The following is a 23,517-nucleotide window of genomic DNA, read 5'->3' as shown; positions in this document are numbered from 1 at the left end:
CTTCCAGCAGGAAAAACTCGAAGCCCTGGGCCGCATCCACAATGGCGATGAAGCCGTGCGCGCCGCCGGCATGGCGCGCCAGGCCGGGTTCGACAACTTCAACCTGGACTTGATGCACGGTTTGCCCTATCAGTCCCTTGACGACGATGTCGTGCCAGGTGAAACGGGTCAGGCGCTTGGCGGCCAACTCGGCACCGAAGGGCCGCGCGATCAGCGTCCACACAAAGGCAAACAGCAGGCCCACGGGCCCGGCCAGGTTGACGTTGGCGAAGTTGAGGAAGTCGGCGTCATAAGCGCCCTGGATGCTGATGAACGACGAGGTGTTCACCAACGTCAGCAGCATGCCCAGGTAGAAACGCGGCTGTACCGTGAGTGTGCCGATGCAGATAAACGGCACCGCGAACGCCAGCACCAACATGGGGAAATCGTGCAGGTTGGGCAGCACCAGGAACAGATACAGGCTGGCGAACAGCACCGACATGGCGGTCCAGAAGAAAAAGCGGTAGATCTGCGGCGCCGGGTCGTCCATCGACGCAAAGAAGCTGCAGGCGACGGCCGCCAGGATCACGGCGCTGCCGCCGTCGGTCCAGCCCAGCAGAATCCACAGCACCGAGGCGACGATGATCGCGGTGACGGTGGAAAACGCCGAGTAGAGCATCAGACCACGGTCGAGAAACGGCGTCAGCCGGCCCAGGCGCCAGTGGCGGTACACGGCGCGCCAGGTGTCCTGCCTTTCGCATTGGATCGCGGCCTGCAGGCTGCGGCAGTCTTGCCACAGGTCGATCCACTCACCCAGGCGGTACAGGGCGTTGGAGAACAGCAGCGTGTGGCGATCGTCCAGCGCTTCGCCAGCCGGTTGCAGCGCGTCGAGTTGGTCACGCAGGGCGCGCCAGCGTTCCAACGGCGCGGATTCGGTGGTGCTGTGCAGCCACTGATCCGTCGCCTCCAACAGCGGCGCGAGCGTTTCGAGAAACTCCGGCGCACGGTGTTCGATGGCGTATAGCGCATCGTCGAGCGCATCCACCACCGGCAGCAGGTGGATCATCCGCCCGCGCAATTCCTTGGTGTTGCGCACCGTCTGCGGCCGGGCGCCTTCGTGGGGCAACTGGCCGATCATCAACTCCAACGTGTTGAAGGTGGCGACCATGCCGCCGCGCAAGGCGCTGACTTCCGCCGGCGCCACGTTGCGGCTCAGAAAGCGCTGGCTGTAGACCTGGGCGTCGCTGAACCACTTGGCCACCGAACCATCGAACACCGGCATCAGGCGCCGTGGCCAGAACATCGCGCCGACCACCGCCGCCACCGCGATGCCGAGAAAGATTTCCTCGGTGCGCGCTTCGGCCACGTCCCACACCGTCAGGGGGTTGTCCACCACCGGCAAGGCGATCAGCGGCAAGGTGTAGCCGGCCAGCATCAAGGCGTAGTTATTCGCGGTGCGCAGGTGCATGGAGAGAAACAGCAGGGTGCCCGTCCACAATGCAATCACCACCACCAGCAGGTAAGGCGACTGCACGAACATCGGCACGAACACCACCGCCGCCGCCGCGCCCATGAAGGTGCCGATCGCGCGGTACAGCGCCTTGGAACTGGTCGGGCCGACAAACGGGCTGGAGACGATGTACACCGTGGCCATCGCCCAGTACGGACGCGGCATTTGCATGAGCATGGCGATGTACAACGCGATCATCGACGCAGCGAACGTGCGTGCCCCGTAGAACCAGTCCTTGGCCGGCGGCATGCCGGTAAAAAATCCCCTCAAGATGCCGCAACCGCTTGATGTTGATGGGCGGCTTCAAAAGCGCGCAACACACGCAACGCAGCCTCCATGTCGCCAGGCGCGATATCCGCCAGCACGTCGCGGCGCAGACGCACCAGTTGCGCCTCCACCGCCTGCACCAGCTCGCGACCACGCACGGTGAGGCTCAAAGCCTTGGCGCGGCGGTCGTGGGCGTCTTCGGCGCGGCACACATAGCCGCCGCTACACAGTTGGTCGAGCAGGCGCACCAGCGACGGGCTTTCCATCCCCGACGCCTGGGCCACTTTGACTTGATGCACCCCGTCGCCCAGGCGGCCGATCATCAACAACGGCACGGCGCAGGCTTCGGAAATACCGTAGCTCACCAGCGTGCTCTGGCAGATTTTGCGCCAGTTACGGGCGCCCACCACCATGCTGCTGCTGAGGTTCGTCTGGAGTTGTTCGAGGGTCTTGGGCACTGGATCATTCGCATATAGTTAGTTTGCTAACTATCAATATGGCGGATGGAGCTGAACGCGTCAAGTTTTGAAACAATTTAGCGGGTGGGTGGAGATGGAGGTCAGTAAAGCGGGTTTGAGCGCGGGTGTTGGATTTTCAGCGATAGCCGCAACGCCGCATGACCCATGTGGGAGGGGGCTTGCTCCCGATAGCGGAGGTTCAGGCAATACATGGTTGACTGATCTACGGCTATCGGGGGCAAGTCGAATCGTCGCACCGCCCCTCCCACATTTGGATCGGCGTCGGCTTCAGGATCGCTGTGCAGCCTGCCATTCAGGCGGCGCCTGGGTAAGTAAAGCGGGTTTCAGCGTGAGGGTTGGATTTTCAACGATAGCCACAACGCCGCATGACCCATATGGGAGGGGGCTTGCTCCCGATAGCGGAGGTTCAGGCAATACATGGTTGACTGATCTACCGCGATCGGGGGCAAGCCCCCTCCCACATTTGGATCAGCGTCGGCTTCAGGATTGTTGTGCAACCGGCTTATTGACCGCTCAGTCTCCTAAGTGGCTCTGCTGGAAAATATCAGCACCTTTTGCTCCACCGCCAGACGCTCCAGACTTTCACTGCCTCGGATACAACAACTAACGCAGCCATTAACACCACGTTGTAGTTAGGAACAAGCTGAGCACCTACCAGCAACAGCGAAACAGAAGGCACAATAAAAGCCAATCGCAAGGGTGTTTGAAGGTAAGTAACCCACCTCACCTGTTCACGTCCAAGAAAGAACAGTAGGCACGAGATCACGATGGAAACTTGCAGCAGCATGGCAAAGCCGAACAGGTATAACTGCACAACGCTATGATCACGCAGCACCCATAAAGCACTTTCAAGATCGCTTAAATAAGGAATCCTTCCCTCTATTGCGCTGGCCACTGCATACCGAATCAGATAAAGGGCATCCATGGCTCCCCAAAACCAGAAGATCTGTTTGCGTGTCATTTTTTAACATCCTTGTATTCATAGGCCACATCAGGTGTTACAGGTTGCCAGTGCCAGGATTTTCCACCCTGTTGCCAATTGTCATCCCCATCCAGATAGCGTTGTTTGATATGCCGTAGATCACCATACCGACACTCAACCGATCTGTGAGTGAGCTGATCATCGCGACTGTCAAGCCTCACCCACCGTTGAGTCATAACCCTAGTGGTGTTCGCGAGATCCTTGCCATCCGATAAGAACATTCGCCCCTCATCACCCATGGAAACTAACCGATTAGCCACCAATAGTGCGGTGTTTTTAATGCCATCGTAATCGATGCTGACTTTTTCCCACTTACCCGGCCCGACATAAAGCCGACGGCCCATCAGATGCCCGTATTTAACGCGACACGCTCTACTTAAAGGAACGAAGGGATGGTCCGTCACGAATAACCAATCACCTGCCGCGAGTTTATCCAACACTCGCCGTTGATCTTTTTCCTCAGGACAACAAACAGGGGAAATATTGCATTCACTAAGAAGTTCACTCAGTCCCTGCAACGCATAAGGCGCACGAAAAAATTCCCTTACTTTGCTGCCGGCAAAATAGGGACTCTCGATTTTTGTGAGGTCATATTGTTCAATTTCAGCGCGGGGGATCAGTCGTTTCATGTTGTGTCCAGAAGAAGGAGTCAGCCCCTGTTGATAAGGGTTCCTCACTCTGCCCACCATCATCTACTTCCTTTTAGTCGATAGGAAATTTCCCAACCTCGTGTATCACCCGCCCCAGCACGCAGGTCGATTGCCATGGTGCGAAGCTTTCCAGAAAAAATTAACTGGGTCGCTTACAGCCCAGTTTTTTTTACCGCACACCATTTTTTTTTACATTACCGCGCGTCATAAAAGATTTTTTTACACCTCTCGCCCACGCCGCAACATCAGGTTCAACTCATCCACCACTTCAGCCCAATCCGCATCCTCCAGAATTTCCTCACGCAAAAACGCCTTCTGGCTATCCGTCCAGAAAAACGCATCGGCCAGTTGCAGCGCAGGCTTGAGCGGTGAATGCGTGGTGATGAACTGCTCGATGCCGGCCGCGTCATCGTCCAGGCCGAGTTGTTTGAACAGGGAGGGCAAGCTGTGTTCAGGCGATTGCATGATGAGCTCCGGATAGGTGGGTTTATCCGAGTCTAGTCCTCCCCCACAGCAGGCGCGAGCTTGCGCTAGAGGGTTTGCAGCCATGCCTGCAGTTGTGCGACGCATTGCTGCGCGCAGAGCTGGCCGGAGCGGGGTAAGCCGGAGATAAAGTTATGTCTACAATCCGTTCACCACTCAGTAGGACAAAAATCTATTTGTGGGCGAACCGTAACTGATGATTACAGAGCTCCCTAGAAATCGATTGCCACTACTTTGATATCCTGCTCATTCCGAATGGGTATTAGCGACAACCCTCAGGCTGCGACGGCTCTGGACCGAGGCATAGCACGAACAACCGCGCCCTGGCACCGCCGCCATCTTGCTGCATTATTTGACGCCACCCATGCGGCAGCGGCGCAAAATCGTCCGGCGCTTCGTTGCTGCTGATCAGCCAGACACGGCGGGTATCCGCCGGCAACTCCGACAAACGGTCGAGGTAAATACGCCCGCCGTCCTGATCCACCAGGGTGCCGAAGCCATAGGCATTCGGCCGCGTCGGCGTGCCATCAGGCTTGGGCGGTGTGTAAAGCTGCAATTGCGCGTCGGTCTGGTCGTAATACACGTAGCTCAAGTACCACAGCATGTCGCTGAGGACGATGCGGTCAGCTTCCTGGTAGTTGCGATTGACGAACTCCACCGGCACGTTGAACTGATCATCCACATCCACCGTGGCGTTGTTCTTCACCCCCATCAGCTCCACACCGACGCACAGCACGAACAATGCCGCGCCCAGCCATGAAAGACGCCTGGGCAGGCGGTCGATGGCCAGCGCAAGGAGGATAGGCAAGGCCAAGGCATAGACGGTGAGGTAACGCTCGATAAACACCGGCGAGATGAACGACGCCCCGTACACCAACAGCAGCGGCAGCAAAAAAAACAACGCCAGCAGCACGGCCGGCCGGTAGCGCGCCTGATCGCGCCAGGCGCTGACGCCCACCACGGTCACCAGCAGCAGCGGGAAAGACCAGAACAGCACCGGCCATAAGCCAAGACCTTCGTCCTGCAACATGAACTGCCAGATCATCGACGGCACGGAGAACAGGCTGACCGGCGCTTCCCAGCCGATGTCGCCACCGACCTTGAGCTGCTCGATATGCTGCACCAGCCCCACCAGATTCGGCAGCCAAGGCAGATACGCCAGTACGATCGCGACGTTGACCGCCCACCAGGCCGGACGCGTGATCAAGCGCCGGCCGGGTGGCTGGGACGCACTCAACAGCCCCAGCCAGACCCAATGCACCAACACACACAACGCAGTGAAGTAATGGGTGTAGAAACCGGCAGCCATCAGCAGCCCATACGCCAGCAAGTAGCGCGTGCGCTCGGGTTGGCGCACCCAATACACCAACGCCAGCGTCGCGCCCAGCAGCCACACGCCGAGCAGCGAGTACATGCGCACTTCCTGGCTATAGCGCACCGCGCTGGGGAACAGCGCCAGCAGCACACCGGCCAGCACGGCGGCGCGACGGGTGGAGAGTTGCCGCGCAAGCCAGATGCCCAGGCCCACCACGACCACGCCGGGAATCGCACTCATGCTGCGAATCGACCAGATGCCATCGCCGAACAGCTCGATCCAGCCGCGCAGCAGGAAGAAATACAGCGGCGGATGCACATCGTGGGCGGCGTGAAACCACAGGTCGACCGCAGCATATTGGGCGAGCAGCAGGCTCGAGCCTTCATCGCCCCAGATCGCTGCGGCCGTCAGGCCATAAAAACGCACGGCCAGCGCCAGCGCCAGAATCGGCACCCACCATAGGCGGCGTAACCAACCCTTACCTTCCCGGCTCCCCGCGAGGCGATTGACAGCAGAAATTGCCCCAACCTTGTCGTCTTGCTCTACCACAGACCGTCGCACCCCAATTCCCCTGCCACTGCCCGTTTTCAGGGCCAACCCTGCGCTTGCGCAAACAGGCGCCACTCTAGGACAAAAGCCCCGGATTCGCTCGTTGTTTCGCAACCGGCAGGCAGCGCGCCAACCCTGCGTCTACGTGCTGCGATCACGGCGGATCAACGGGCTTTACAGCCCCTTAACAGCGCACATCCGCAGAGGTCGGCGCCGCCGATCCAGATCCAAAGCGCGACCGATGCACCCCGTCAGAACCCGCTTTCCCGCTCGGCGCCAGGTCACGCCCAGCACCGACCTCCCTGACGAGGTGCGCAACCTAGGGCAGCGGAGTTAAATTGCCACTACCCACAGTCAGACAAATCAGCAATTTTTGTAGGCCTTCGCCGAAGCCTTCGCCGGATCACGCTATGATTGGCGCCCTCCAAGGACTCAGGATCAAGGACACGTCATGCGCATCGGTTTTCTGTCACCCCTGGCACTGGCACTGCTCGCCGGTCTCTCCCAGCCGGCACGCGCCAGCTCCGACGACTCGTGCTACCCCGACTGGAGGGTCTCGCGGGACAGCCTGGACACGTGCAACAACCTGCCGTTCCTGAGCCCCGGCAATGACAGCCGAACCAACCTGCGCCTGTTGCTGGCCGACAAAAAAGGCGCGCCCCTGGCGCCAAACGCCTTGAGCGAAGACGACCTGTCCCAAGGCTTCGGTCCGGTGCCGTTCCCGGTGTACCGCCTGGTGCCGATCGCCGCCACGCCGGCCGAACCGGATAGCACGCCGCACGCCTCACCCAGCGCCGAACTCGACACCCTGCTCCAGCCTTTGGGCATCCAGCGTGACGAATACAAATCCGCAGGTGCTGACTTCCTGAATGGCGAAGGCAGCCGCTGCCGCAGCAACGACGACGACAGCGCCACCGCGTTTATCCGCCAGGTGATCAAGGCCGACATGCCGGCGGCAGAGCGCGAGTTGCTGGTGAAGGCGCGCTTGCAATTGCTCACGGCGTGCTCCTGGGCAGGCCAAGTGGTGGACGCACAGCAGATCCAATCCACCGAAGGCCAACTGCTTCGCACTTATCTGCAAGCCGCCGCCGACTTCTACAGCGGCCGCTTCAGTGACGCCGAGAGCGGTTTTGCCGGCGCCAGCAGCAGTCATCTGCCCTGGCTGAAGGAAACCGCGCTGTACATGACCGCGCGGACATCACTGAACCAGGCACAGGCCGATGCCTTCGACGAATACGGCATGCCGCAACTCGAGCATGTGGATAAGTCCGCCTTGAGCGACGCCGAAGAGGGCTTCCTCGGTTACCTGAAGACTTATCCACAAGGTAATTACGTCGCCTCCGCCCGTGGCCTGCTGCGCCGGGTGTATTGGCTGGCGGACGATCACGCCAAGCTCGCCGAGGCCTATGCCTGGCAATTGACCCAGGCCACCGACGCCCAGCGCAATGTGTCCGTGGATGAACTGGTGGCCGAAGCCGACCTCAAGCTGCTGATGGTCAACGGCAAGGCGGTCAAGAACCCGATGATCCTGCTCGTCAGCGACCTGATGCTGATGCGCGCGCATACGCCGCCGACCCTCACCCACGCCGACCTCGATGGGCAAAAAGCCGTGTTTGCCGACGAACCGGCGCTGTTCGACTACCTGCAAGCGGCGTATGCCCTGTACGTCGAGCATCAACCCGACAACGCGTTGAAGCATCTGCCCCAGGACGTGCCGTCGAACCCGGATTACTTCGCCTTCAGCCAACAGACCCTGCGCGGCCTGGCCCTGGAAGCCAAGCAAGACTGGAAAGCCGCCGAAACCCTCTGGCTGCAACTGCTGCCGCTGGCCAAGCAACCGCTGCAACGCGACCAGTTGGAGCTGGCACTGGCGATGAATTACGAACGCAGCGGCCAGTTAGCCAAGGTGTTCGCTGCCGATTCGCCGATCAGCGCCAAACAGGTGCGCTACATCCTGCTGCGCAACAGCGCCGGGCCGGACTTGCTGCGCCAGCAGATCGCCCAGGCGCACGACCCGCTGGAGCGCCAGACCGCGCAATTCGTGCTGCTCTATAAAGACCTGCTGCGCGGCCAGTTCGCCACCTTCGACGACGACCTCAAGCAACTGCCGGCGTCGGCCCCGGACGACAAGCTGGGCACCAGCCTGGGTTATGTCTACGGCGCCGGCCAGACGTTGAAACTGTTTCAGTGGAACGGCGACAAAGCCGAATCCGGCTACGCCTGCCCGAGCATTGCGCAAACCGCCGCAACCTTGCAGAACGACGCGAAAAACCCCCACGGCCTGAACTGCTTCGGCGAGTTCATCCTGCGCAACAGCCTGGATAGCATGCCGCTTGAACAGGCGCGCGCCGCCGGCAGCCTGGGCAGCACGCCATCGGACTTCAAGGGTGCCACCTTCTCGCGGCTCGACGGCTACCAACAGGTGATCGGCAACCCCAAGGCACCTAAGGCCGACAAGGCCTACGCGCTGTTCCGCGCCCTTAATTGCTACGCGCCGTCTGGCTACAACAGTTGCGGCGGCGAAGACGTTACGCCGGCCGTGCGCAAGGCCTGGTTCCGCCAGCTCAAGACGGGCTTTGCCGACACGCAGTGGGGCAAATCGCTGCAGTACTACTGGTGAAACCGTTGTGGCTCGGCTTGCTGTTGCTGGCAAGCCCGGCCTTCGGCGCCGTCGACGCCCGCGACTATGACGCCTTCTGGCTGTGGAGCGGCGTCACACCACAGCCGGTGCTCAAGCAGGCGAAAACCCTGTACATCCTCCAGGGCCAGATCAACGCCACCCGCCGCGCGCCCCAACGCGGCGTGCAATTGATCGCCCAGGGCATGAGTGTGCCGCGCATCACCCAGGGCGACATCTGGCTGGTCTACCGCGCCCACACCCTACGCTGGCCAGACCGCGTCTACACCCAGTTGCTCGGCCAGGTACAACGCTGGCGCGAGGCCGGCAACCCGGTGATCGGCATCCAGATCGACTTCGACGCCCGCACCCAGTACCTGCACGAATACGCCGGTTTCCTGCGCGACCTGCGCCAGCGCCTGCCCGCCGACCTGCGCCTGAGCATCACCGGTCTGATGGACTGGAGCAGCAACGCCGACCCGACCGCCATCGCCCAGCTCAACGGCGTGGTGGATGAAGTGGTGGTGCAGACGTACCAGGGGCGCCAGAGCATCCCGGATTACGCGGCGTATCTGCCACGGATGAATCGGCTGGGGCTGCCGTTCAAGATCGGCTTGATTCAGGGCGGAGAATGGGAAACGCCGGGGTATTTGAAGGGGAGTGAGTGGTTTCGGGGGTATGTGGTGTTTTTGCGCAATCCATGAAGGCGCTTGTCTGGAAAATGCCTTTTGGAAACACGTGTCCACCGTGCATGGACACGTGTTTAGCGCACCGAAAAGACTCAGTACGGCCCGGGTGGGTTGAGCGTCCAAAATACCGTCAGCGCCCAGGTGCTCATCCCGATGAGTATCCAGATGCCATTGGCCCAGGTCAGGCGATGGTTGGCCTCGCCCCCGGCGTCGTCTTCAACACGATTCACCGCATGCTGAAGCTGCACGGCCAGAGCCGCGTCGGCGATCATCAGGCAGAAGTTGAGTTTCAATGCTGTCATCGGCGCTACAAACCAGACATAGGCCTGCGGCAGCAGTGCGCTGAAGGTCAACCCGAGCGCCAGGCACCGTGGCCACCAACGATGCGACGTATTGGTCAGTTCAAGCGTTCGTCGCACCTTCATCGCGAACGAGTAAAAGAAAAACACCGCAAACAAGCCCCGGGCCCAAGGCCAAATAGGGGCACCGGTTGCCTGGCGATAATAGGCCCACTGTTTGTAACTCCAATAAACCATGTACAAACCTTGGGACAGCAAAATCATCAGCAACAGTTTGCGCGGCGCAACAACAAAGAACATCGGTTGATCAGCGGCTGACTGACTCAGATCGGCCAGTGGCGCAGCGTAGGGATTTTCGACGGACATAACGAAGTCTCTTAAGGTTAACCGTCGAAAGGTTAATGCCTAGGCTTGTTGATCGTTCAACGGGACAAAAATCAGGAACGCTCCTACACGCCGGCGGGAGCAAGTCTGATCACTCATTGATCAAGCCAGCCTCAGCGCTGCATGCCCCACCGCTTGACGGTCAATCGCTCGAAGGTGTCGAACACCAAATTTTCCACCAGCAAGCCGATCAGGATCACCACCGCCAGCCCGGCGAATACCTTGTCGGTGTACAGCTCATTGCGGTTCTGGAAGATGTACCAGCCCAGGCCACCTTTGCCGCTGGTAGCGCCGAACACCAGTTCGGCGGCGATCAGCGTGCGCCAGGCGAATGCCCAGCCGATTTTCAGGCCGGCGAGGATCGACGGCAGTGCCGCTGGAATCAGGATGAACAGCACAAAGCGCATGCCCTTCAACCCATAGTTGCGACCGGCCATGCGCAGGGTTTCGGACACACCGAGAAACCCCGAGTAGGTGTTGAGCGCCAATGCCCACAGCACCGAATGCACCAGCACAAAAATCAGGCTGTTCTGGCCCAGTCCAAACCACAGCAGCGCCAGCGGCAGCAGCGCAATCGCCGGCAGCGGGTTGAACATCGAGGTCAGGGTGCTGAGCAGGTCGCGGCCCAGTTGGGTCGACACCGCCAGTGTGGTCAAGGCAAATGCCAGCAGGATGCCGATCAGGTAGCCCTTGATCAGCACCACCAGCGAGATGCTGACTTTACTCAGCAGCTCGCCACTCAGAAGCCCGTCGTAGAGCGCGTGAAACGTCTGCAGAAAACTCGGCAACAAAAGGTCATTGTTCTGGTAGCGCGCAACCGCTTCCCAGAGGATCGCGAGCACGATCAGGATCAAGCCTTTGCGCAACCAGCCTTGTTGCCACAGGCGCTGGCGCAGGGGCAGCTCGCGTTCCACGGGGACGCTGAGCAGCGGTTCGAGGGTGACTTCATATTCCTGGCGCATGAGCGGGCCCCTTCAGTAAGCGATGCGGATATCGGCGAAGCCCAACTCACGTTCGGCTTCGGGCGCTTCATCGAACAGCAGGCGATGAATCCTTCGCGCCGATGCCTGGAATTCCACGCCGCCCAGGCTGTGCAGGTCGTATTGATGGCTGTGGATTTCCGCGCGCACCCGTCCCGGATGGGGCGACAACAACAAGATGCGATTGCCCACCACCAGCGCCTCTTCGATGGAGTGGGTGACGAACAGCAAGGTGAAACGCACTTCCTCCCAGAGCCGCAGCAACTCTTCCTGCATCTTGCGGCGGGTCAGGGCATCAAGGGCGGCGAAGGGTTCGTCCATCAGCAGGATTTTCGGCTGCATGGCCAGGGCGCGAGCGATGGCCACGCGGGCTTTCATGCCGCCGGAGAGGGTGTGCGGATAGGCGTCGGCAAAGGCGCTGAGGCCGACTTTGTCGAGGTAGTGCAGCGCACGCTCTTCGGCTGCACGACGCTTGAGGGTGTTTGACGCCAGCAGCGGGAACATCACGTTTTGTTTGACGGTTTTCCACGGCGGCAGCTGGTCGAATTCCTGGAACACCACGATGCGATCAGGACCCGGGCGTTCGACCTTCTGCCCCAGCAGGCGGATCTCCCCTTCGCAAGGCTGGATAAACCCGGCGATGGACTTGAGCAAGGTGGATTTGCCGCAACCCGACGGGCCGAGCAATACGTAGCGGTCGGCCGGGTCGACTTCGAAACTGACCTGGTGCGTGGCCCGCACCACGCGCTCGGGGGTGCGGTATTCGAGGCTGACGTTATCCACCGCCAGCAGCGCGGCGGCAGCGGACAGGTTGCTGGCCGCGTGGCCTTGCAAGGGCGCGTTCATCTCAGCTTCCTTGCAGGGGCTTGGCGTCCTGGAAGAAGTAGTCCTTCCACGATTCAGGCTTGTTCTTGATCGCGCCGACGCGGTAGAGGAATTCCGCCAGCGGGTAGGTGTTTTTCGGCGTGACGCTGAATTCGAATTGCGGGTTGTCGATGATTTTCAGCAGCTCGGCACGGTCGATCTTGGCCTTGGTCACGCGGATGTAAGTGTCGGCGGCGGCGCCTTTGTCGTTCTGGGCGAACTGCGCGGCTTCGGTCAGCGCGTCGACAAAGGCCTGGTAGGTTTTCGGGTTGTCGTTGCGGAATTTTTCAGTGGCGAACAACACCGTCGGCGAATTCGGGCCCAGCAGGTCGTAGGTATTGAGCACCACATGCACATTGGGGTTCGCCAGGGCCTGGTCCTGGAACGGCGGGTTGGAAAAGTGCCCGGTCAACTCGGTGCCGCCAGCGATCAGCGCCGCCGTGGCGTCAGGGTGCGGGACGGCGACGGTGTATTGATCAAGGCGATTGAATTCCTTGTCGCCCCATTGCTTGGCGGCCGCGTATTGCAGGAAGCGCGACTGCACCGACACACCCACCGCCGGCACCGCGATGCGGTCTTTATCGGTGAAATCGGCGATGGTCTTGACCTTGGGGTTGTTGCTCACCAGGTAGTAGGGAAAGTTACCGAGGGAGGCGACGGCCTTGACGTTCTGCTTGCCGTGGGTGCGGTCCCAGATGGTCAACAGCGGGCCGACGCCGGCACCGGCGATATCGATGGAGCCGGAGAGCAGCGCATCATTAACGGCCGCGCCACCGGAGAGTTGGGTCCAGTCGACCTTGATATCGAGGCCTTCCTGTTTACCGTATTTTTCGATGAGGTGCTGGTCGCGCACCACGTTGAGCAACAGGTAGACGATGCCGAACTGCTCGGCGATGCGAATCTCACCTTCAGCCTGCGCAACCGCTGGGGCGACGAGGCTGCCGGCCAACAGGCTGATACCCAGGCCGAGCGTTGCAGCCAGCCGTGAAAATGGAATGTTCCTGGACATGGTCATGCTCCGAATCAGAAAGGCGCGTCGCCCTGGATGGTGGTGCGGTACAGCTTGCGGCGCAGATGGCTCGGGCAACCGGCAGCCAGGTGGATCAGCGAGCGGTTGTCCCAGAACACCAGGTCGTGGGGCTGCCATTGATGGCGGTAGATATTTTCCGGCAGCACGCTGTGGGCATAGAGCTGGGCCAGCAGGTCGCGGCTTTCGTCTTCCGGCAGGCCGATGATGCGGGTGGTAAAGCCTTCACTGACGAACAGCGCCTTGCGGCCGTTTTCCGGGTGGGTGCGCACAATCGGGTGGACCACTTCGGCGACTTGGGCGAGCTGCTCGGGGGTCAGCGTCGGGCGCCAGTTGCCTTCGAATTTGCTTTCGCTGTAACGCGCGGTGTAGGAGTGCGCTGCGCTGCGGCCGTGTATGGCTTTGCGTAGGTGCTCGGGCAGTTGGTCCCAGGCCTTGTGCATGTCGGCAAACAAGGTGTCGCCGCCTTCGGCTGGCAGTTCCTGGGCGTGCAGCATCGAGCCCAGGCTGGGCAGTTCTTTATAGGACAGATCCGAATGCCAGAATTTGCCCGCATCACCCAGGCCGATGGATTGGCCGTTTTCGATGATGTTGGAGACGATCAGGATTTCCGGGTGGTTGGCCAGCAGGAACTGCTTGAGCACATGGATCTGCAGCACGCCAAAGCGGCGGCTGAAGGCGATCTGCTGTTGGGGGGTGATGCGTTGGTCGCGAAAGATCACCACATGCTGATCCAGGTGTGCGCGGTGAATGCGGGTGAAATCCTCGTCGTTGACCGGACGGGACAAATCCAGGCCGATGATCTCGGCCCCCACGCTGCCGGGGAGTGGACGAATCTCGAAGGTTTGGGCGTTAGGGGTCGCGGTTGGAACAGTAGAGGTGGCGGACATGAATTCACTCCCGGTCGGACAGGAGAGTGACTTTATAGGCATAAGAACGGCATTTTAAATACCGTTAGTGAATATGCATAGATGGGAATGTAGCGCCGATCACCTGCGCTGGGCGCTGGCAATGGAGTAAACGAGGGCGGTGACGTGTTCAATTCAGCGCAATCTGACACCGGTGTGTAAGACACCGCAAAAGCAAGATGTGGGCGCTCAGAGTCGCGTGTTTAGCCGCTTACAAGCCGAAAACCTTGCGCGTTTGACAAGCCTGTAGGCAATCTCTAGTGTGCATTGGATCCAATAAGCCATACCCATTCTATAAGGAGGCTAGCGTAGCCGTGACGCAAAAGCCGAGCCCTTTGAGCAGTATCAAGGTCAGCGGGCCTATTCCCGCCCATCTTGCTCGTTCCATAATCGAAGAAACCTTGCGCAATGCCATCCTCGATGGCCGGTTGCCTTGTGGTACCGCCATGCGCCAGCAAGAGCTTGCCAGCCTGTTCGGCGTCAGCCGCATGCCCGTGCGTGAAGCCCTTCGGCAGTTGGAAGCCCAGTCGTTGCTGCATGTCGTGACGCACAAGGGTGCGGTGGTTGCACCGCTGATCGAAGACAATTCAGCCGAGACCTACGCCTTGCGCATGCTGCTGGAATCCGAAGCGCTGCGGTTGTCGATTCCGTTGCTCACCGCAGACGACATTGCCCAGGCTGATGCCTTCATCACGGCGCTGGAGCAGGAGAAAGACTATACCGAGATTGGCCGGCTCAACCGCCTGTTCCACATGGCGCTGTATGGCAAGGCGCCCAACCGGCGACTACTCACGTTGGTCGAACACGGTTTGAATGAAGAGGAGCGCTTCCTGCGCTTCAACCTTGAGGCGATGGGATTGGGCGAGACGTCCCAGGAAGATCACCGCGAGCTGCTGAGCTTGGTGGCGCAGAAGAAGGTCGCCGAAAGCATCCTGACGCTGCGCAATCACCTGATGCGCGGCATGGAGGTCATCAGCACTTACCTAAAGGGCCTTGAGGCGGCCGGCAAGTAAGGTTTTCCACCGGATTCACCCTTTAAGCATTGCGGGGCTGCCTTCCCTCCTGGGAAAGCCCCGCGTCAAGATGCCCCGGTTAACACTATTCGACTGCGTACTGCCTGCTAATGTCCGGGAAACTTCCCACGTTTAATAATACAACTTACCCACAACCGGAATCTTTTCGAAAAAACATCTAATACATTTATAAGCTCGTCCAAACGTTTAATCAGCTTATTATCATTCGTCAATAAACCAAACACCTCAACCGCCTGCACGAACCCCTGTTTGGGCAGCGCTGCGCGCGTGGCTTGGCTAAACCGTTACCTGTCTGCTTTTTGGCTGCAAAAGCCCATCACTGTTTTCAGAGCAGTCGCAACAACTTATAGGCATCAACCATGTATCAAGTTCTACTTAAACAAAAAAAGCTGCAGTTATGCAGTCACCCGTTATTTGAAGAAATAACTTCACTTGGCAAGTTACAACTTTTTATGGAGAACCATGTATTTGCCGTTTGGGACTTCATGACCCTCACCAAACGCCTGCAACGGGACCTGACGTGTACGCAATTGCCCTGGCTCCCACCGAGCGATCCGCAAGCCGCCCGCCTGATCAACGAAATCGTGCTGGGCGAGGAGTCGGACGAACACCCCAGGCGTGGTCATTGCAGCCACTTCGAGCTGTACCGGGAGGCCATGCTCGAAGTGGGCGCCAGTACCCACGCCATCGATACCTTCATCGCGTTGCAACGGCGGGGCGTCGAGGCCAATGCCGCCTTGGGTCAGGTCGATGTCCTGCCCGGCGTGGCCCGCTTCGTCGCGAACACGTTGCACATCGCGTTGAATGCGCCCACCCACTGTGTGGCCGCCGCCTTCCTGCACGGCCGCGAAAGTATTATCCCGAGCATGTTCGAACGGCTGTTGCAGGGCAGTGAAATCATCGATCGCCAGGCGCCTACATTGGGCTACTACCTCAACCGCCACATCGAACTGGACACCCAAGGCCATGAGCCAGCAGCACAGAGGATGCTCCAAGGCCTGACCCTCGGCGCTCCCGAGTACCAGCAACAAGCCGTTGAAACCGCGATCAACGCCGTGGAAAACCGCATCAAGCTCTGGGACGACGTGCGTACCTCGCTGCAACAGGTGCGCCCATGAACGTCGCCGACTACCGCTCCATCGCCGAAGACTGGGAACGCCGTGCCACCATCCGCACGCGCCCTCGCCGCCTGCTGGAAAACGACGACAAGCTGATCTATCCGCTGTGCCGCCAGCCCCTGGTCCTCAGCACGACCTTTCTTGAGCATTGCCCGCAGTGGCGCGACTTCGTGCTGCTGCAAAGCTTCTACAAGTTCATCAATGACGTGGTGATTTTCGAAACCGAGATCGTCGACAAAACCGCGCGCAACATTGCCAAAAACCGTTTCGCGCTGCCCTTCCCCCTTGTGTGTCGCTACGACGCGATGACCGTCGTGGTGGACGAGGATTATCACGCCCTGGTCGCGCTGGACTTCCTGCAACAGACCGTGGAAATGACCGGCATACCGCCACTGGACCTGCCCCTGCAAATCGAACTCAGCCGCGCCCTGCCGGCGGCGCAGGCACAGGTCCCGGCGCACCTGCGCGACGCGGTGGAATTGATTGGCGTGGCCATCGCCGAGAACACCGTGACCCATGACGTGGCGGCATTTTCCAAGGACCACAGCGTCAAGGCCTCCATCCGTGGCTTGATGGCCGATCACCTGTTCGACGAAGGGCGCCATGGGCAGTTCTGGACGCGCCTGGTGCGCCTCTATTGGCAGGCGGCAAGCCCGGATGAGCGCGACAGCATTGCCCCTGTCTTGCCCATCTTCCTGAAGCACTACCTGACCAACGAGCTGCAAAAATCCTTCGACCTGCAACTGATCGATCAGTTGGACGTGAGCACTCACGTTCGCCATGCACTGAGGGCCGACATGGCGGCACTGGATTTCCCCATCACCCGCCACCACCCGCTGATCGGCAACATCATGGGTTTTCTGCAGCACAGCGGCTTGCTGCAGACACCGAGCGTAGCCCAGGCACTGGCCGACTATCTGCCAGTGGCCGGGAGAGCGGCATGAGACGCCTGACAATTGGATGGCTCGGTATCAGCCATGCCCTCGATGCGCTGAGGCTGGAGCTGGAGCAATATGGTCATCTGTCGGGTCATGACGCTGCCGACCTGGTGATTGAGGACGGTAGTGCGTCACTGCCGACACACCTGGCCGCCGCTCCACGCATCAGCCTGCGCCTGGGCGTCGGCCCGCTGACGGAGTACGGGTTGCCGCAGCTACAGTTGCGCGCGCATGACGCTGGCCAACGCTGGGTGGCCGTGTTGGACCTTGCCGAAGAGCCCAGCGGTAATGGCCAGCGGCTGCGCCTGCAAGCAATAACTGCGCTGGTGGAATGGCTCGCTGCACTGGTGAGCGGCTTCGCCCGCGACCCTGAGTATTTTCCCGCAGGGGCCGGGGCCAATGCCTGGCCCGAACACGGTTTGCAAAGGCTGGAGGCGCTGGCGTTTGTGCATCGGTTCAATCACACGACCGATGTACACCTGCTGCAGGCGGCGCAGGTGCCAATGATCGAACGATTGCAGGCCAGCCTGCTCACCTTCGCCACACGGCCGGCGCTGAACATTGCCGGCCGCGTGCTGACCTATCGGCAATTGCACACTCAAGCACGGGCGATCCAGCAACGGCTCGGCCCACTGCTGGAAGGCGTCGAGGCACCGCCGGTGGTCGGGGTGTGCCTGGAAAAAACAACCGCGTTGTACGCCAGTATTCTTGCGGTGCTGGGCTGCGGCGCGGTTTACCTGCCACTGGCCCCTGATCATCCACCGCAACGCCAACAGGCCATGCTGGACAGCGCAGGAGCCAGGGTGTTGCTGGATGATGGCCGCCACCCACTGCGCGATTGCTTCGTTTCATTGGATGTCAGCGCAATCGATCAGCGCGATACGTTGCCGCCGCTGCTGCGGCATCGTCCCAACCCCGATGCACCGTGCATGGTGCTCTTCACCTCGGGCACCACCGGCCGCCCCAAAGGCGTGCTGCTGAGCCAGGGCAACCTGGCCCATTTCACCGCCTGGTTCGGCGGTTGCATGGGGCTGAACGAGCAGAGCCGGGTGTTGCAGTTCGCTGCGTTGAGCTTCGATGCCTCGGTGATGGATATCTTCCCCAGCCTGATTGCCGGCGCCGAGTTGATTGTCCCAAGCGAGGCGCAACGACGCGACCCGCAGCAACTGTTGGAACTGATCCGTCAGCAACGTATCACCCATGCCTTCCTGCCGCCGGCGCTGCTCAGCATCCTGCCGCTGGATCAACCGCTGGGCCTGGCGCACCTGCTGACCGGCGGCGACGCCTGTGAGCCCTATGTGATTGAACGACTGGCCGGCCAGTGCCAATTGCACAATCTCTATGGCCCCACCGAAGCCACGGTACTGGTCACCCATCGGACGTTGCGGCCTGGGGACAGCAATCGCAACGTCGGCCGCCCCATCGCCAACAGCCAGGTGCTGATACTCGATGAGCACTTGCAGCCGGTGGACGAGCAGGTGATGGGCGAGCTGTACATCGTCGGGCCCGGCGTGAGCCTGGGGTACTTGAACGCAACACAACGGCGCGACGACCCTTTTGTCGAACTCGCATTGCCGGGCGGCCAGCCCTTGCGCGCCTACCGCAGCGGTGATTGCGCCAAGTGGACCCGCGACGGCATCGAGTTGGGTGGGCGTCGGGACGAGCAGGTGAAAATTCGGGGGTTTCGAGTCGAGCCCCAGGAGATCGAACAATGCCTGCGCGCCAGCCGGCTGTTTCGTCAGGTGGCGGTGGTGATCGACGGTGATCGCAGGATTAGCGGTGTGGTCGCCCAGCCGGAACCTGGCGCCACGATAGACGCCCTTAAGCAGTATGCGCGACAGTGGCTGCCTGACTACCTGCAACCCGAGCGGTGGATCGAATTAGCCGGCATGCCTTACGCGGGCAACGGCAAAGTCGATCGCCAGGCCTTGTTGCAACTGCCGGCGCAACCCGCGTCGAATCGCACCGCAGAGGCCGCGCAAACGCCGCTGCAGGTTGAACTGGTGCGGCTGTGGAGTGAGTTGTTGCAGCTTCCCGCAGGGACGTTGTCCATCGATGACAGCTTCTTTAACGTCGGCGGCCACTCCATTCTGCTGTCGAGCCTGCTGCTGCGGGTTCGCGAACAATTTGGTCGCAGTCTGCCCCTGAACAGTTTTTTTGAAATGCCGACCATTCGTACACTCGCGACGCTGCTGGAGGACGGCCCGCGCGCCGATGCACCCTGCGGCCAGGCGGTTCAAGACGCACAGCGCAAACCGGCGCTTGAGGTGCTACCCGAGGCCTGCGCCGGTGACCGCCGCAAAGTGATCGTGACGGGAGCCAACAGTTTTATCGGGGTACACATCGTCGAAGCCTTGCTGGCCGGCGGTGCTACGGAAGTGGCATGTCTGGTGCGGGAACTGCCGAACCAGTCGGCAACGGTACGGTTCACCCAGGCGTTGCATGAATACCGCCTGGAACATCTGGACCAGAGCCGGGTGCGGGTGTACGCCGCCGATATCAGCCAGCCTGGCCTGGGCTTGGCAGGTGAGGTGTACGAGCGCCTCGCCAGGGACTTTGGCGTGCTGGTGCATAACGCGGCGCGGGTCAATCATGTGATGGACTACGCGGCGCTGGTGAACGACAACGTCGACCCCGTACTGGAATGCCTGCGCCTGTGTGAAACCCACAGCAAAAAGGTCTTCAACTTCATCTCGACACTGTCGGCATGCAGCGCCATCGACGCCACGGGACAGGTCCTGGAGTCGCCGGCTGCGGCAACGCTGCCGATCTACATCAAGAATGGTTACAACCTGTCCAAATGGGTGGCCGAACGGCTATCGGGCCGCGCGCTGGAGCAAGGCGCCTGGGTGAATATCTATCGTCCGGGCAATATCAGCTTCAACAGCCAAAGCGGTGTTTGCCAACCACAGAAAAATCGCCTGATGCTGATGCTCAAGGGCTCGCTGCAATTGGGCCTGGTTCCCCGTTTAGAGGTGAACTTCGACCTGATGCCGGTGGACTTTTTTGCGCGTTTTCTCGCGCGCCACTGCACACATTTCGCAGCCGGGCGCAGCGTGTACAACCTGCATAACCCACAACCCTTGAGCTGGGAGCAGTACCTCGACGCATTCAGCGACGCCGGCTACACATTCGACCGGGTCAGTGTTGCGCAGTGGCAACGGCGACTGCGAACAGTGGGCCGCGAAAATGCACTGTTTGGCGTGCTGGGTTTTTACCTGGACGGGTTGGGTGAAGACATCGGCGATACGTCGATGATCCGTCACGACAATGCACGCCGGGGCGTGGAAGAAATGGGCACAACGTACCCCGAGAAATGCCCCGCGCTGTTAGGCAAAGGCTGCGACTACCTCAAGGCCATCGGCTTTCTTTGAACCGCTTCAGGACAACCTCATGAAACCGTTGCAACCCGATACATTGATCCGCAACCCCCAGGGCACGCCAGTGGTGGCCTCTGTCGTAGTCGACTGCGAGGCCGCCAGGCTGTGGGGCTTGGTGGGGGAATTTGCAGGCTTTGATGCGTTCATTCCCGCCTTGTCGCACATTGAAATAATCGGCACCGGTGTAGGCGCTTTGCGCACGAAGTACTTCCACGATGGCCATTGTGCCGTGGAGCAACTCAACAGCCGTGACGAAGAGGCCATGTACATGACCTGGACCACCGTCTACAACACCTTGGGCGTGGCCCGCTTGTGGGCGGCAATGCGTGTGGAAGCACTGGATTCAGGCTGTTCCAGGGCGACCTGGACGCTCATCGGCGAACCGGTCGATACCGCGCAGGAAGGGTTCGAACACTTTATGCAGAGCTTCGCCGACGGCGCATTGGATAATGTCCGACAGATGCTTGGCTAAGCAGTAGGAGCGAGAGGCCTCACTCCTCTGCCATTGAGGTCAGATCTTGAAACTGTCGACCAGTTGTTTCAAACGGTTGGCCTGTTGGGACAATGCGTCGCAGTCTTTCAACGTTTCGTTGAGGTTGACCACGCCTTGCTGGTTCAACAGGTTGATCTGGTTGATATCGACGTTGAGGGTTTCCACTACGGCGGTCTGCTCCTCGGTGGCTGCGGCGACCGATTGGTTCATGCCGTCGATTTCAACAATCCGTTGCGTCACGCTGATCAGGCGCTCGCCGGCCTGGTTGGCGACTACGACGCTCTCTTCGCTGGAGGTCTGGCTGGCGTTCATGGTGGTCACCGCCTCACGCGAACCCACTTGCAACGAAGTAATCATTTTGTGGATTTCCTCGGCCGACTCCTGGGTACGGTGAGCCAGGTTGCGCACTTCATCGGCGACCACGGCAAACCCACGGCCAGCTTCCCCGGCACGGGCGGCCTCGATCGCGGCGTTGAGCGCGAGCAGGTTGGTCTGCTGGGAGATGCCTTTGATTACATCAAGAATGTGGCCGATGTTATCGGTGCTAGCGTTCAGAGTCTCGATCTGGGTGCAGGACAGGCTGATCTTTTGCGACAGTTCCGACATCGCCAGGATGGTTTGCTCCACCACTTTGCGCCCATCGTCAGCCTGCTCGCTGGCACCGCTGGCGTGCTGGGAAGCGTCGGCGGCGTTACGCGCGATTTCCTGGGTAGCGGCGCCCAGTTCGTTGATTGCCGCCGCAACGCTGTTGGTGCGCGCGCTCTGCTCGTCAGAACCGATGATCGAGGCGTTGGACGACGCCATTACGCGCTGGGACAGGTCATGCACCTGGCGCGTTGCCGAGGACACCTCGGAAATGGAGGCGTGGATACGCTCGACGAACTGGTTGAACGCGCTGCCTACCTCGCCAAACTCATCTTTGCTGGTCACATTCAGGCGGCGGGTCAGGTCACCCTCGCCCTGGGCGATGTCCTGCATGGCAACGCGCATGGTCGTCAGCGGCCGCAGCAATACTTGGATCAGCAGGCTCAAGAGCACAGCAATCGCCACCACGGCAATCAGCATGGCAATCAGCGCGGACGTGCGGAATTTACCCAGGGGGGCATAGGCTTTATCTTTATCGATCGACAAGCCGATGTACCAGTCTGCACCTGGCAAACCGCTGATAGGGGTGAAGGACAGAATGCGATCCTGGCCGTTGAGGACAACATCCTGGTTTAGCTTCTCGATGCTTACGCGGGTGCCTGGGTAGATGTCCTTGAGGTTCTTCATCACCTGGTCCTGATCAGGACTGACGATGACTTGGCCGTCGCCGCTGACCAGGAACGCATGGCCGATGCCGCCGAAGTCTACCGAATTGATGATCTTCACCAGCGTTTGCAGGCTCAGGTCACCGCCGACCACGCCCAGCAACTCGCCATTCTTTTTCACCGGCATGGCGATGGTCACGATCTGCCCGCCAACGGCAGCCATGTAAGGCGGGGTCAGCATGGTTTTGTCAGCAGCCACGGCTTGCTTGTACCACGGGCGCTGGCGCGGATCATAACCGTCGGGCATTTTTGCGTCGGGGCGTTGGGTGAACACGCCGTTGGTTTGGCCGACGTAAGTGAACTGGAAGTTCGAGGTGAGCGCGGGTTGATCCACCAAGCCAGGAAGGTCTGCAGCGCTCCCCTGATGAGCCACGTTTTGCGCGAGGTTTTCGAGTACCAACACACGGCCACTGAGCCAGTTCTGCACACTGCTTGCGGTGAGCTCACCGGATTGCTGGATGGACGACTCCAGGTTTTGCTTGATGGTGGTGCGTTGCAGATAATCGTTGTACAGCGTGAATAACGCGAAAGCCAGGACGACGACGCCTGACGCGGCCAACAGAATTTTATGACTGAACTTTAGATTCATTTCATCGACTTCTTTTGCCAAAGGGGGGGAGCGTGCAGGGTGGAACATTCCATGTAACGCATAGGTGGACGCTTGGGTCGCCCTAAATCGGTGCACGCATGGCTCATCAGGCTTTCGGCCAAATGAAGTGGAATCTTAAGGTTTTGTGAGAAATATCCTCTTTTTGAGTGGGAAACCGACCGGTGGTCCCGGTAAGGTGCCCGAAACTGCAAAGTCTTGCAGTCTTTCAAGAAGGGTGGCCATTGATCATAGGCCGCGGGTTATCTGAGCGGATGTGTGGCCAAAGCAAATGCCTTAAACGACAAAACCCCTGTCTGCGCTAGCAGACAGGGGTTTCGGAATTCAATCTTGACGATGACCTACTCTCACATGGGGAAACCCCACACTACCATCGGCGATGCATCGTTTCACTGCTGAGTTCGGGATGGGATCAGGTGGTTCCAATGCTCTATGGTCGTCAAGAAATTCTGTGTACTAGACCGTTGCGTTGGCAACGTCCCAGTGAAATTCGTGGACTTCTACTAAAACAAAACCCCTGTCTGCGTGAGCAAACAGGGGTTCTGGAATTTAATCTTGACGATGACCTACTCTCACATGGGGAAACCCCACACTACCATCGGCGATGCATCGTTTCACTACTGAGTTCGGGATGGGATCAGGTGGTTCCAATGCT

The 23,517-nt window shown here is 60.0% G+C and carries 18 protein-coding genes, 2 rRNA genes and 2 pseudogenes; 8 read left to right on the top strand and 14 right to left on the bottom strand.

Going from position 1 to position 23,517, the window contains the following annotated elements:
- Window positions 1-145 (top strand): annotated as a pseudogene (locus L9Z73_RS07050) (radical SAM family heme chaperone HemW); the annotation flags it as partial.
- On the opposite strand, the pseudogene L9Z73_RS07045 reads toward L9Z73_RS07050, so the two are convergent.
- The 6 genes and pseudogenes from L9Z73_RS07045 to L9Z73_RS07020 form a co-directional block, all read right to left on the bottom strand.
- A pseudogene (locus tag L9Z73_RS07045) lies at window positions 143-1,759 on the bottom strand (FUSC family protein); the annotation flags it as partial. The pseudogenes L9Z73_RS07050 and L9Z73_RS07045 sit on opposite strands and share 3 nt — an antisense overlap.
- Window positions 1,756-2,169, bottom strand: coding sequence for a MarR family winged helix-turn-helix transcriptional regulator (locus L9Z73_RS07040; protein WP_247397877.1), 414 nt, complete (start codon window positions 2,167-2,169; stop codon window positions 1,756-1,758). The pseudogene L9Z73_RS07045 and the gene L9Z73_RS07040, both read right to left, overlap by 4 nt.
- Window positions 2,170-2,779: 610 nt before the next feature.
- On the bottom strand, window positions 2,780-3,196 hold the full coding sequence (locus L9Z73_RS07035) for a hypothetical protein (protein WP_247397875.1): 417 nt from the start codon (window positions 3,194-3,196) through the stop codon (window positions 2,780-2,782).
- Window positions 3,193-3,846, bottom strand: coding sequence for a hypothetical protein (locus tag L9Z73_RS07030; RefSeq protein ID WP_247397873.1), 654 nt, complete (start codon window positions 3,844-3,846; stop codon window positions 3,193-3,195). Before L9Z73_RS07030 ends, L9Z73_RS07035 begins: the two co-directional genes overlap by 4 nt.
- A 240-nt stretch (window positions 3,847-4,086) precedes the next feature.
- Window positions 4,087-4,332 carry a DUF2789 domain-containing protein gene (locus tag L9Z73_RS07025; RefSeq protein WP_247397869.1) on the bottom strand — a complete coding sequence of 82 codons (246 nt, stop codon included), beginning with the start codon at window positions 4,330-4,332 and terminating at the stop codon, window positions 4,087-4,089.
- Window positions 4,333-4,612: 280 nt separating this feature from the next.
- Window positions 4,613-6,226 (bottom strand): glycosyltransferase family 39 protein, encoded by a 1,614-nt coding sequence (locus tag L9Z73_RS07020; protein ID WP_247397867.1) that lies wholly within the window; start codon window positions 6,224-6,226, stop codon window positions 4,613-4,615.
- A 439-nt stretch (window positions 6,227-6,665) separates the two neighbouring features.
- Between L9Z73_RS07020 and L9Z73_RS07015 the strand changes: the two genes are divergently transcribed.
- On the top strand, window positions 6,666-8,834 hold the full coding sequence (locus L9Z73_RS07015) for an outer membrane assembly lipoprotein YfiO (RefSeq protein ID WP_247397864.1): 2,169 nt from the start codon (window positions 6,666-6,668) through the stop codon (window positions 8,832-8,834).
- The gene (locus L9Z73_RS07010) at window positions 8,831-9,535 is read left to right on the top strand and encodes a DUF3142 domain-containing protein (RefSeq protein ID WP_247397861.1); all 705 of its coding nucleotides are present in this window, start codon (window positions 8,831-8,833) and stop codon (window positions 9,533-9,535) included. The genes L9Z73_RS07015 and L9Z73_RS07010 overlap by 4 nt, the downstream gene beginning before the upstream one ends.
- 77 nt (window positions 9,536-9,612) lie before the next feature.
- Here the strand turns inward: L9Z73_RS07010 and L9Z73_RS07005 are convergent, their stop codons facing one another.
- From L9Z73_RS07005 to L9Z73_RS06985, 5 genes are all read right to left on the bottom strand, one after another.
- On the bottom strand, window positions 9,613-10,185 hold the full coding sequence (locus L9Z73_RS07005; protein ID WP_247397859.1) for a hypothetical protein: 573 nt from the start codon (window positions 10,183-10,185) through the stop codon (window positions 9,613-9,615).
- A gap of 131 nt (window positions 10,186-10,316) precedes the next feature.
- Window positions 10,317-11,165, bottom strand: a complete 849-nt coding sequence (locus tag L9Z73_RS07000; protein WP_247397856.1) for an ABC transporter permease — start codon at window positions 11,163-11,165, stop codon at window positions 10,317-10,319.
- Window positions 11,166-11,177: 12 nt separating this feature from the next.
- Window positions 11,178-12,029, bottom strand: coding sequence for an ABC transporter ATP-binding protein (locus L9Z73_RS06995; protein WP_247397854.1), 852 nt, complete (start codon window positions 12,027-12,029; stop codon window positions 11,178-11,180).
- A 1-nt stretch (window position 12,030) separates the two neighbouring features.
- Window positions 12,031-13,056: an ABC transporter substrate-binding protein gene (locus tag L9Z73_RS06990; RefSeq protein WP_247397853.1), complete on the bottom strand. Its 1,026-nt coding sequence runs from the start codon at window positions 13,054-13,056 to the stop codon at window positions 12,031-12,033.
- A 14-nt stretch (window positions 13,057-13,070) separates the two neighbouring features.
- Window positions 13,071-13,964 carry a TauD/TfdA dioxygenase family protein gene (locus tag L9Z73_RS06985; RefSeq protein WP_247397852.1) on the bottom strand — a complete coding sequence of 298 codons (894 nt, stop codon included), beginning with the start codon at window positions 13,962-13,964 and terminating at the stop codon, window positions 13,071-13,073.
- A gap of 332 nt (window positions 13,965-14,296) precedes the next feature.
- Between L9Z73_RS06985 and L9Z73_RS06980 the strand changes: the two genes are divergently transcribed.
- From L9Z73_RS06980 to L9Z73_RS06960, 5 genes are all read left to right on the top strand, one after another.
- Window positions 14,297-14,995: a GntR family transcriptional regulator gene (locus tag L9Z73_RS06980; protein WP_247397851.1), complete on the top strand. Its 699-nt coding sequence runs from the start codon at window positions 14,297-14,299 to the stop codon at window positions 14,993-14,995.
- Between the two features lie 380 nt (window positions 14,996-15,375).
- The gene (locus L9Z73_RS06975) at window positions 15,376-16,134 is read left to right on the top strand and encodes a DUF3050 domain-containing protein (RefSeq protein ID WP_247397850.1); all 759 of its coding nucleotides are present in this window, start codon (window positions 15,376-15,378) and stop codon (window positions 16,132-16,134) included.
- Complete coding sequence (locus L9Z73_RS06970) at window positions 16,131-17,078, top strand: diiron oxygenase (RefSeq protein WP_247397849.1); 948 nt, start codon at window positions 16,131-16,133, stop codon at window positions 17,076-17,078. The genes L9Z73_RS06975 and L9Z73_RS06970 overlap by 4 nt, the downstream gene beginning before the upstream one ends.
- On the top strand, window positions 17,075-20,446 hold the full coding sequence (locus L9Z73_RS06965; protein ID WP_247397847.1) for an amino acid adenylation domain-containing protein: 3,372 nt from the start codon (window positions 17,075-17,077) through the stop codon (window positions 20,444-20,446). The genes L9Z73_RS06970 and L9Z73_RS06965 overlap by 4 nt, the downstream gene beginning before the upstream one ends.
- A 19-nt stretch (window positions 20,447-20,465) precedes the next feature.
- Window positions 20,466-20,924 (top strand): SRPBCC family protein, encoded by a 459-nt coding sequence (locus tag L9Z73_RS06960; RefSeq protein ID WP_247397844.1) that lies wholly within the window; start codon window positions 20,466-20,468, stop codon window positions 20,922-20,924.
- 39 nt (window positions 20,925-20,963) lie between these two features.
- On the opposite strand, the gene L9Z73_RS06955 is transcribed toward L9Z73_RS06960, so the two are convergent.
- From L9Z73_RS06955 to rrf (L9Z73_RS06945), 3 genes are all read right to left on the bottom strand, one after another.
- The gene (locus L9Z73_RS06955; protein ID WP_247397841.1) at window positions 20,964-22,844 is read right to left on the bottom strand and encodes a methyl-accepting chemotaxis protein; all 1,881 of its coding nucleotides are present in this window, start codon (window positions 22,842-22,844) and stop codon (window positions 20,964-20,966) included.
- Window positions 22,845-23,190: 346 nt separating this feature from the next.
- Window positions 23,191-23,306 (bottom strand): 5S ribosomal RNA (gene rrf, locus L9Z73_RS06950).
- Window positions 23,307-23,415: 109 nt separating this feature from the next.
- Window positions 23,416-23,517 (bottom strand): 5S ribosomal RNA (gene rrf / locus L9Z73_RS06945); the annotation flags it as partial.

Origin of the sequence: Pseudomonas emilianonis (genome assembly GCF_023072625.1) — a bacterium.
GTDB classification, from domain to species: domain Bacteria; phylum Pseudomonadota; class Gammaproteobacteria; order Pseudomonadales; family Pseudomonadaceae; genus Aquipseudomonas; species Aquipseudomonas paraveronii.
The sequence above is the reverse complement of the archived record's forward strand: the minus strand, read 5'-3'. Positions and strand labels throughout refer to the sequence as shown.

Excerpts from the sequence above, each read along its gene's own strand:
- L9Z73_RS06985 (WP_247397852.1), bottom strand. The coding sequence starts at position 13,964 with ATGTCCGCCACCTCTACTGTTCCAACCGCGACCCCTAACGCCCAAACC.
- L9Z73_RS06965 (WP_247397847.1), top strand. The coding sequence starts at position 17,075 with ATGAGACGCCTGACAATTGGATGGCTCGGTATCAGCCATGCCCTCGAT.
- L9Z73_RS07030 (WP_247397873.1), bottom strand. The coding sequence starts at position 3,846 with ATGAAACGACTGATCCCCCGCGCTGAAATTGAACAATATGACCTCACA.
- L9Z73_RS06960 (WP_247397844.1), top strand. The coding sequence starts at position 20,466 with ATGAAACCGTTGCAACCCGATACATTGATCCGCAACCCCCAGGGCACG.
- L9Z73_RS06990 (WP_247397853.1), bottom strand. The coding sequence starts at position 13,056 with ATGTCCAGGAACATTCCATTTTCACGGCTGGCTGCAACGCTCGGCCTG.
- L9Z73_RS06975 (WP_247397850.1), top strand. The coding sequence starts at position 15,376 with ATGTATCAAGTTCTACTTAAACAAAAAAAGCTGCAGTTATGCAGTCAC.
- L9Z73_RS07040 (WP_247397877.1), bottom strand. The coding sequence starts at position 2,169 with ATGGTGGTGGGCGCCCGTAACTGGCGCAAAATCTGCCAGAGCACGCTG.
- L9Z73_RS07035 (WP_247397875.1), bottom strand. The coding sequence starts at position 3,196 with ATGACACGCAAACAGATCTTCTGGTTTTGGGGAGCCATGGATGCCCTT.
- L9Z73_RS07025 (WP_247397869.1), bottom strand. The coding sequence starts at position 4,332 with ATGCAATCGCCTGAACACAGCTTGCCCTCCCTGTTCAAACAACTCGGC.
- L9Z73_RS07015 (WP_247397864.1), top strand. The coding sequence starts at position 6,666 with ATGCGCATCGGTTTTCTGTCACCCCTGGCACTGGCACTGCTCGCCGGT.
- L9Z73_RS07005 (WP_247397859.1), bottom strand. The coding sequence starts at position 10,185 with ATGTCCGTCGAAAATCCCTACGCTGCGCCACTGGCCGATCTGAGTCAG.
- L9Z73_RS06995 (WP_247397854.1), bottom strand. The coding sequence starts at position 12,029 with ATGAACGCGCCCTTGCAAGGCCACGCGGCCAGCAACCTGTCCGCTGCC.
- L9Z73_RS06955 (WP_247397841.1), bottom strand. The coding sequence starts at position 22,844 with ATGAATCTAAAGTTCAGTCATAAAATTCTGTTGGCCGCGTCAGGCGTC.
- L9Z73_RS06970 (WP_247397849.1), top strand. The coding sequence starts at position 16,131 with ATGAACGTCGCCGACTACCGCTCCATCGCCGAAGACTGGGAACGCCGT.
- L9Z73_RS07000 (WP_247397856.1), bottom strand. The coding sequence starts at position 11,165 with ATGCGCCAGGAATATGAAGTCACCCTCGAACCGCTGCTCAGCGTCCCC.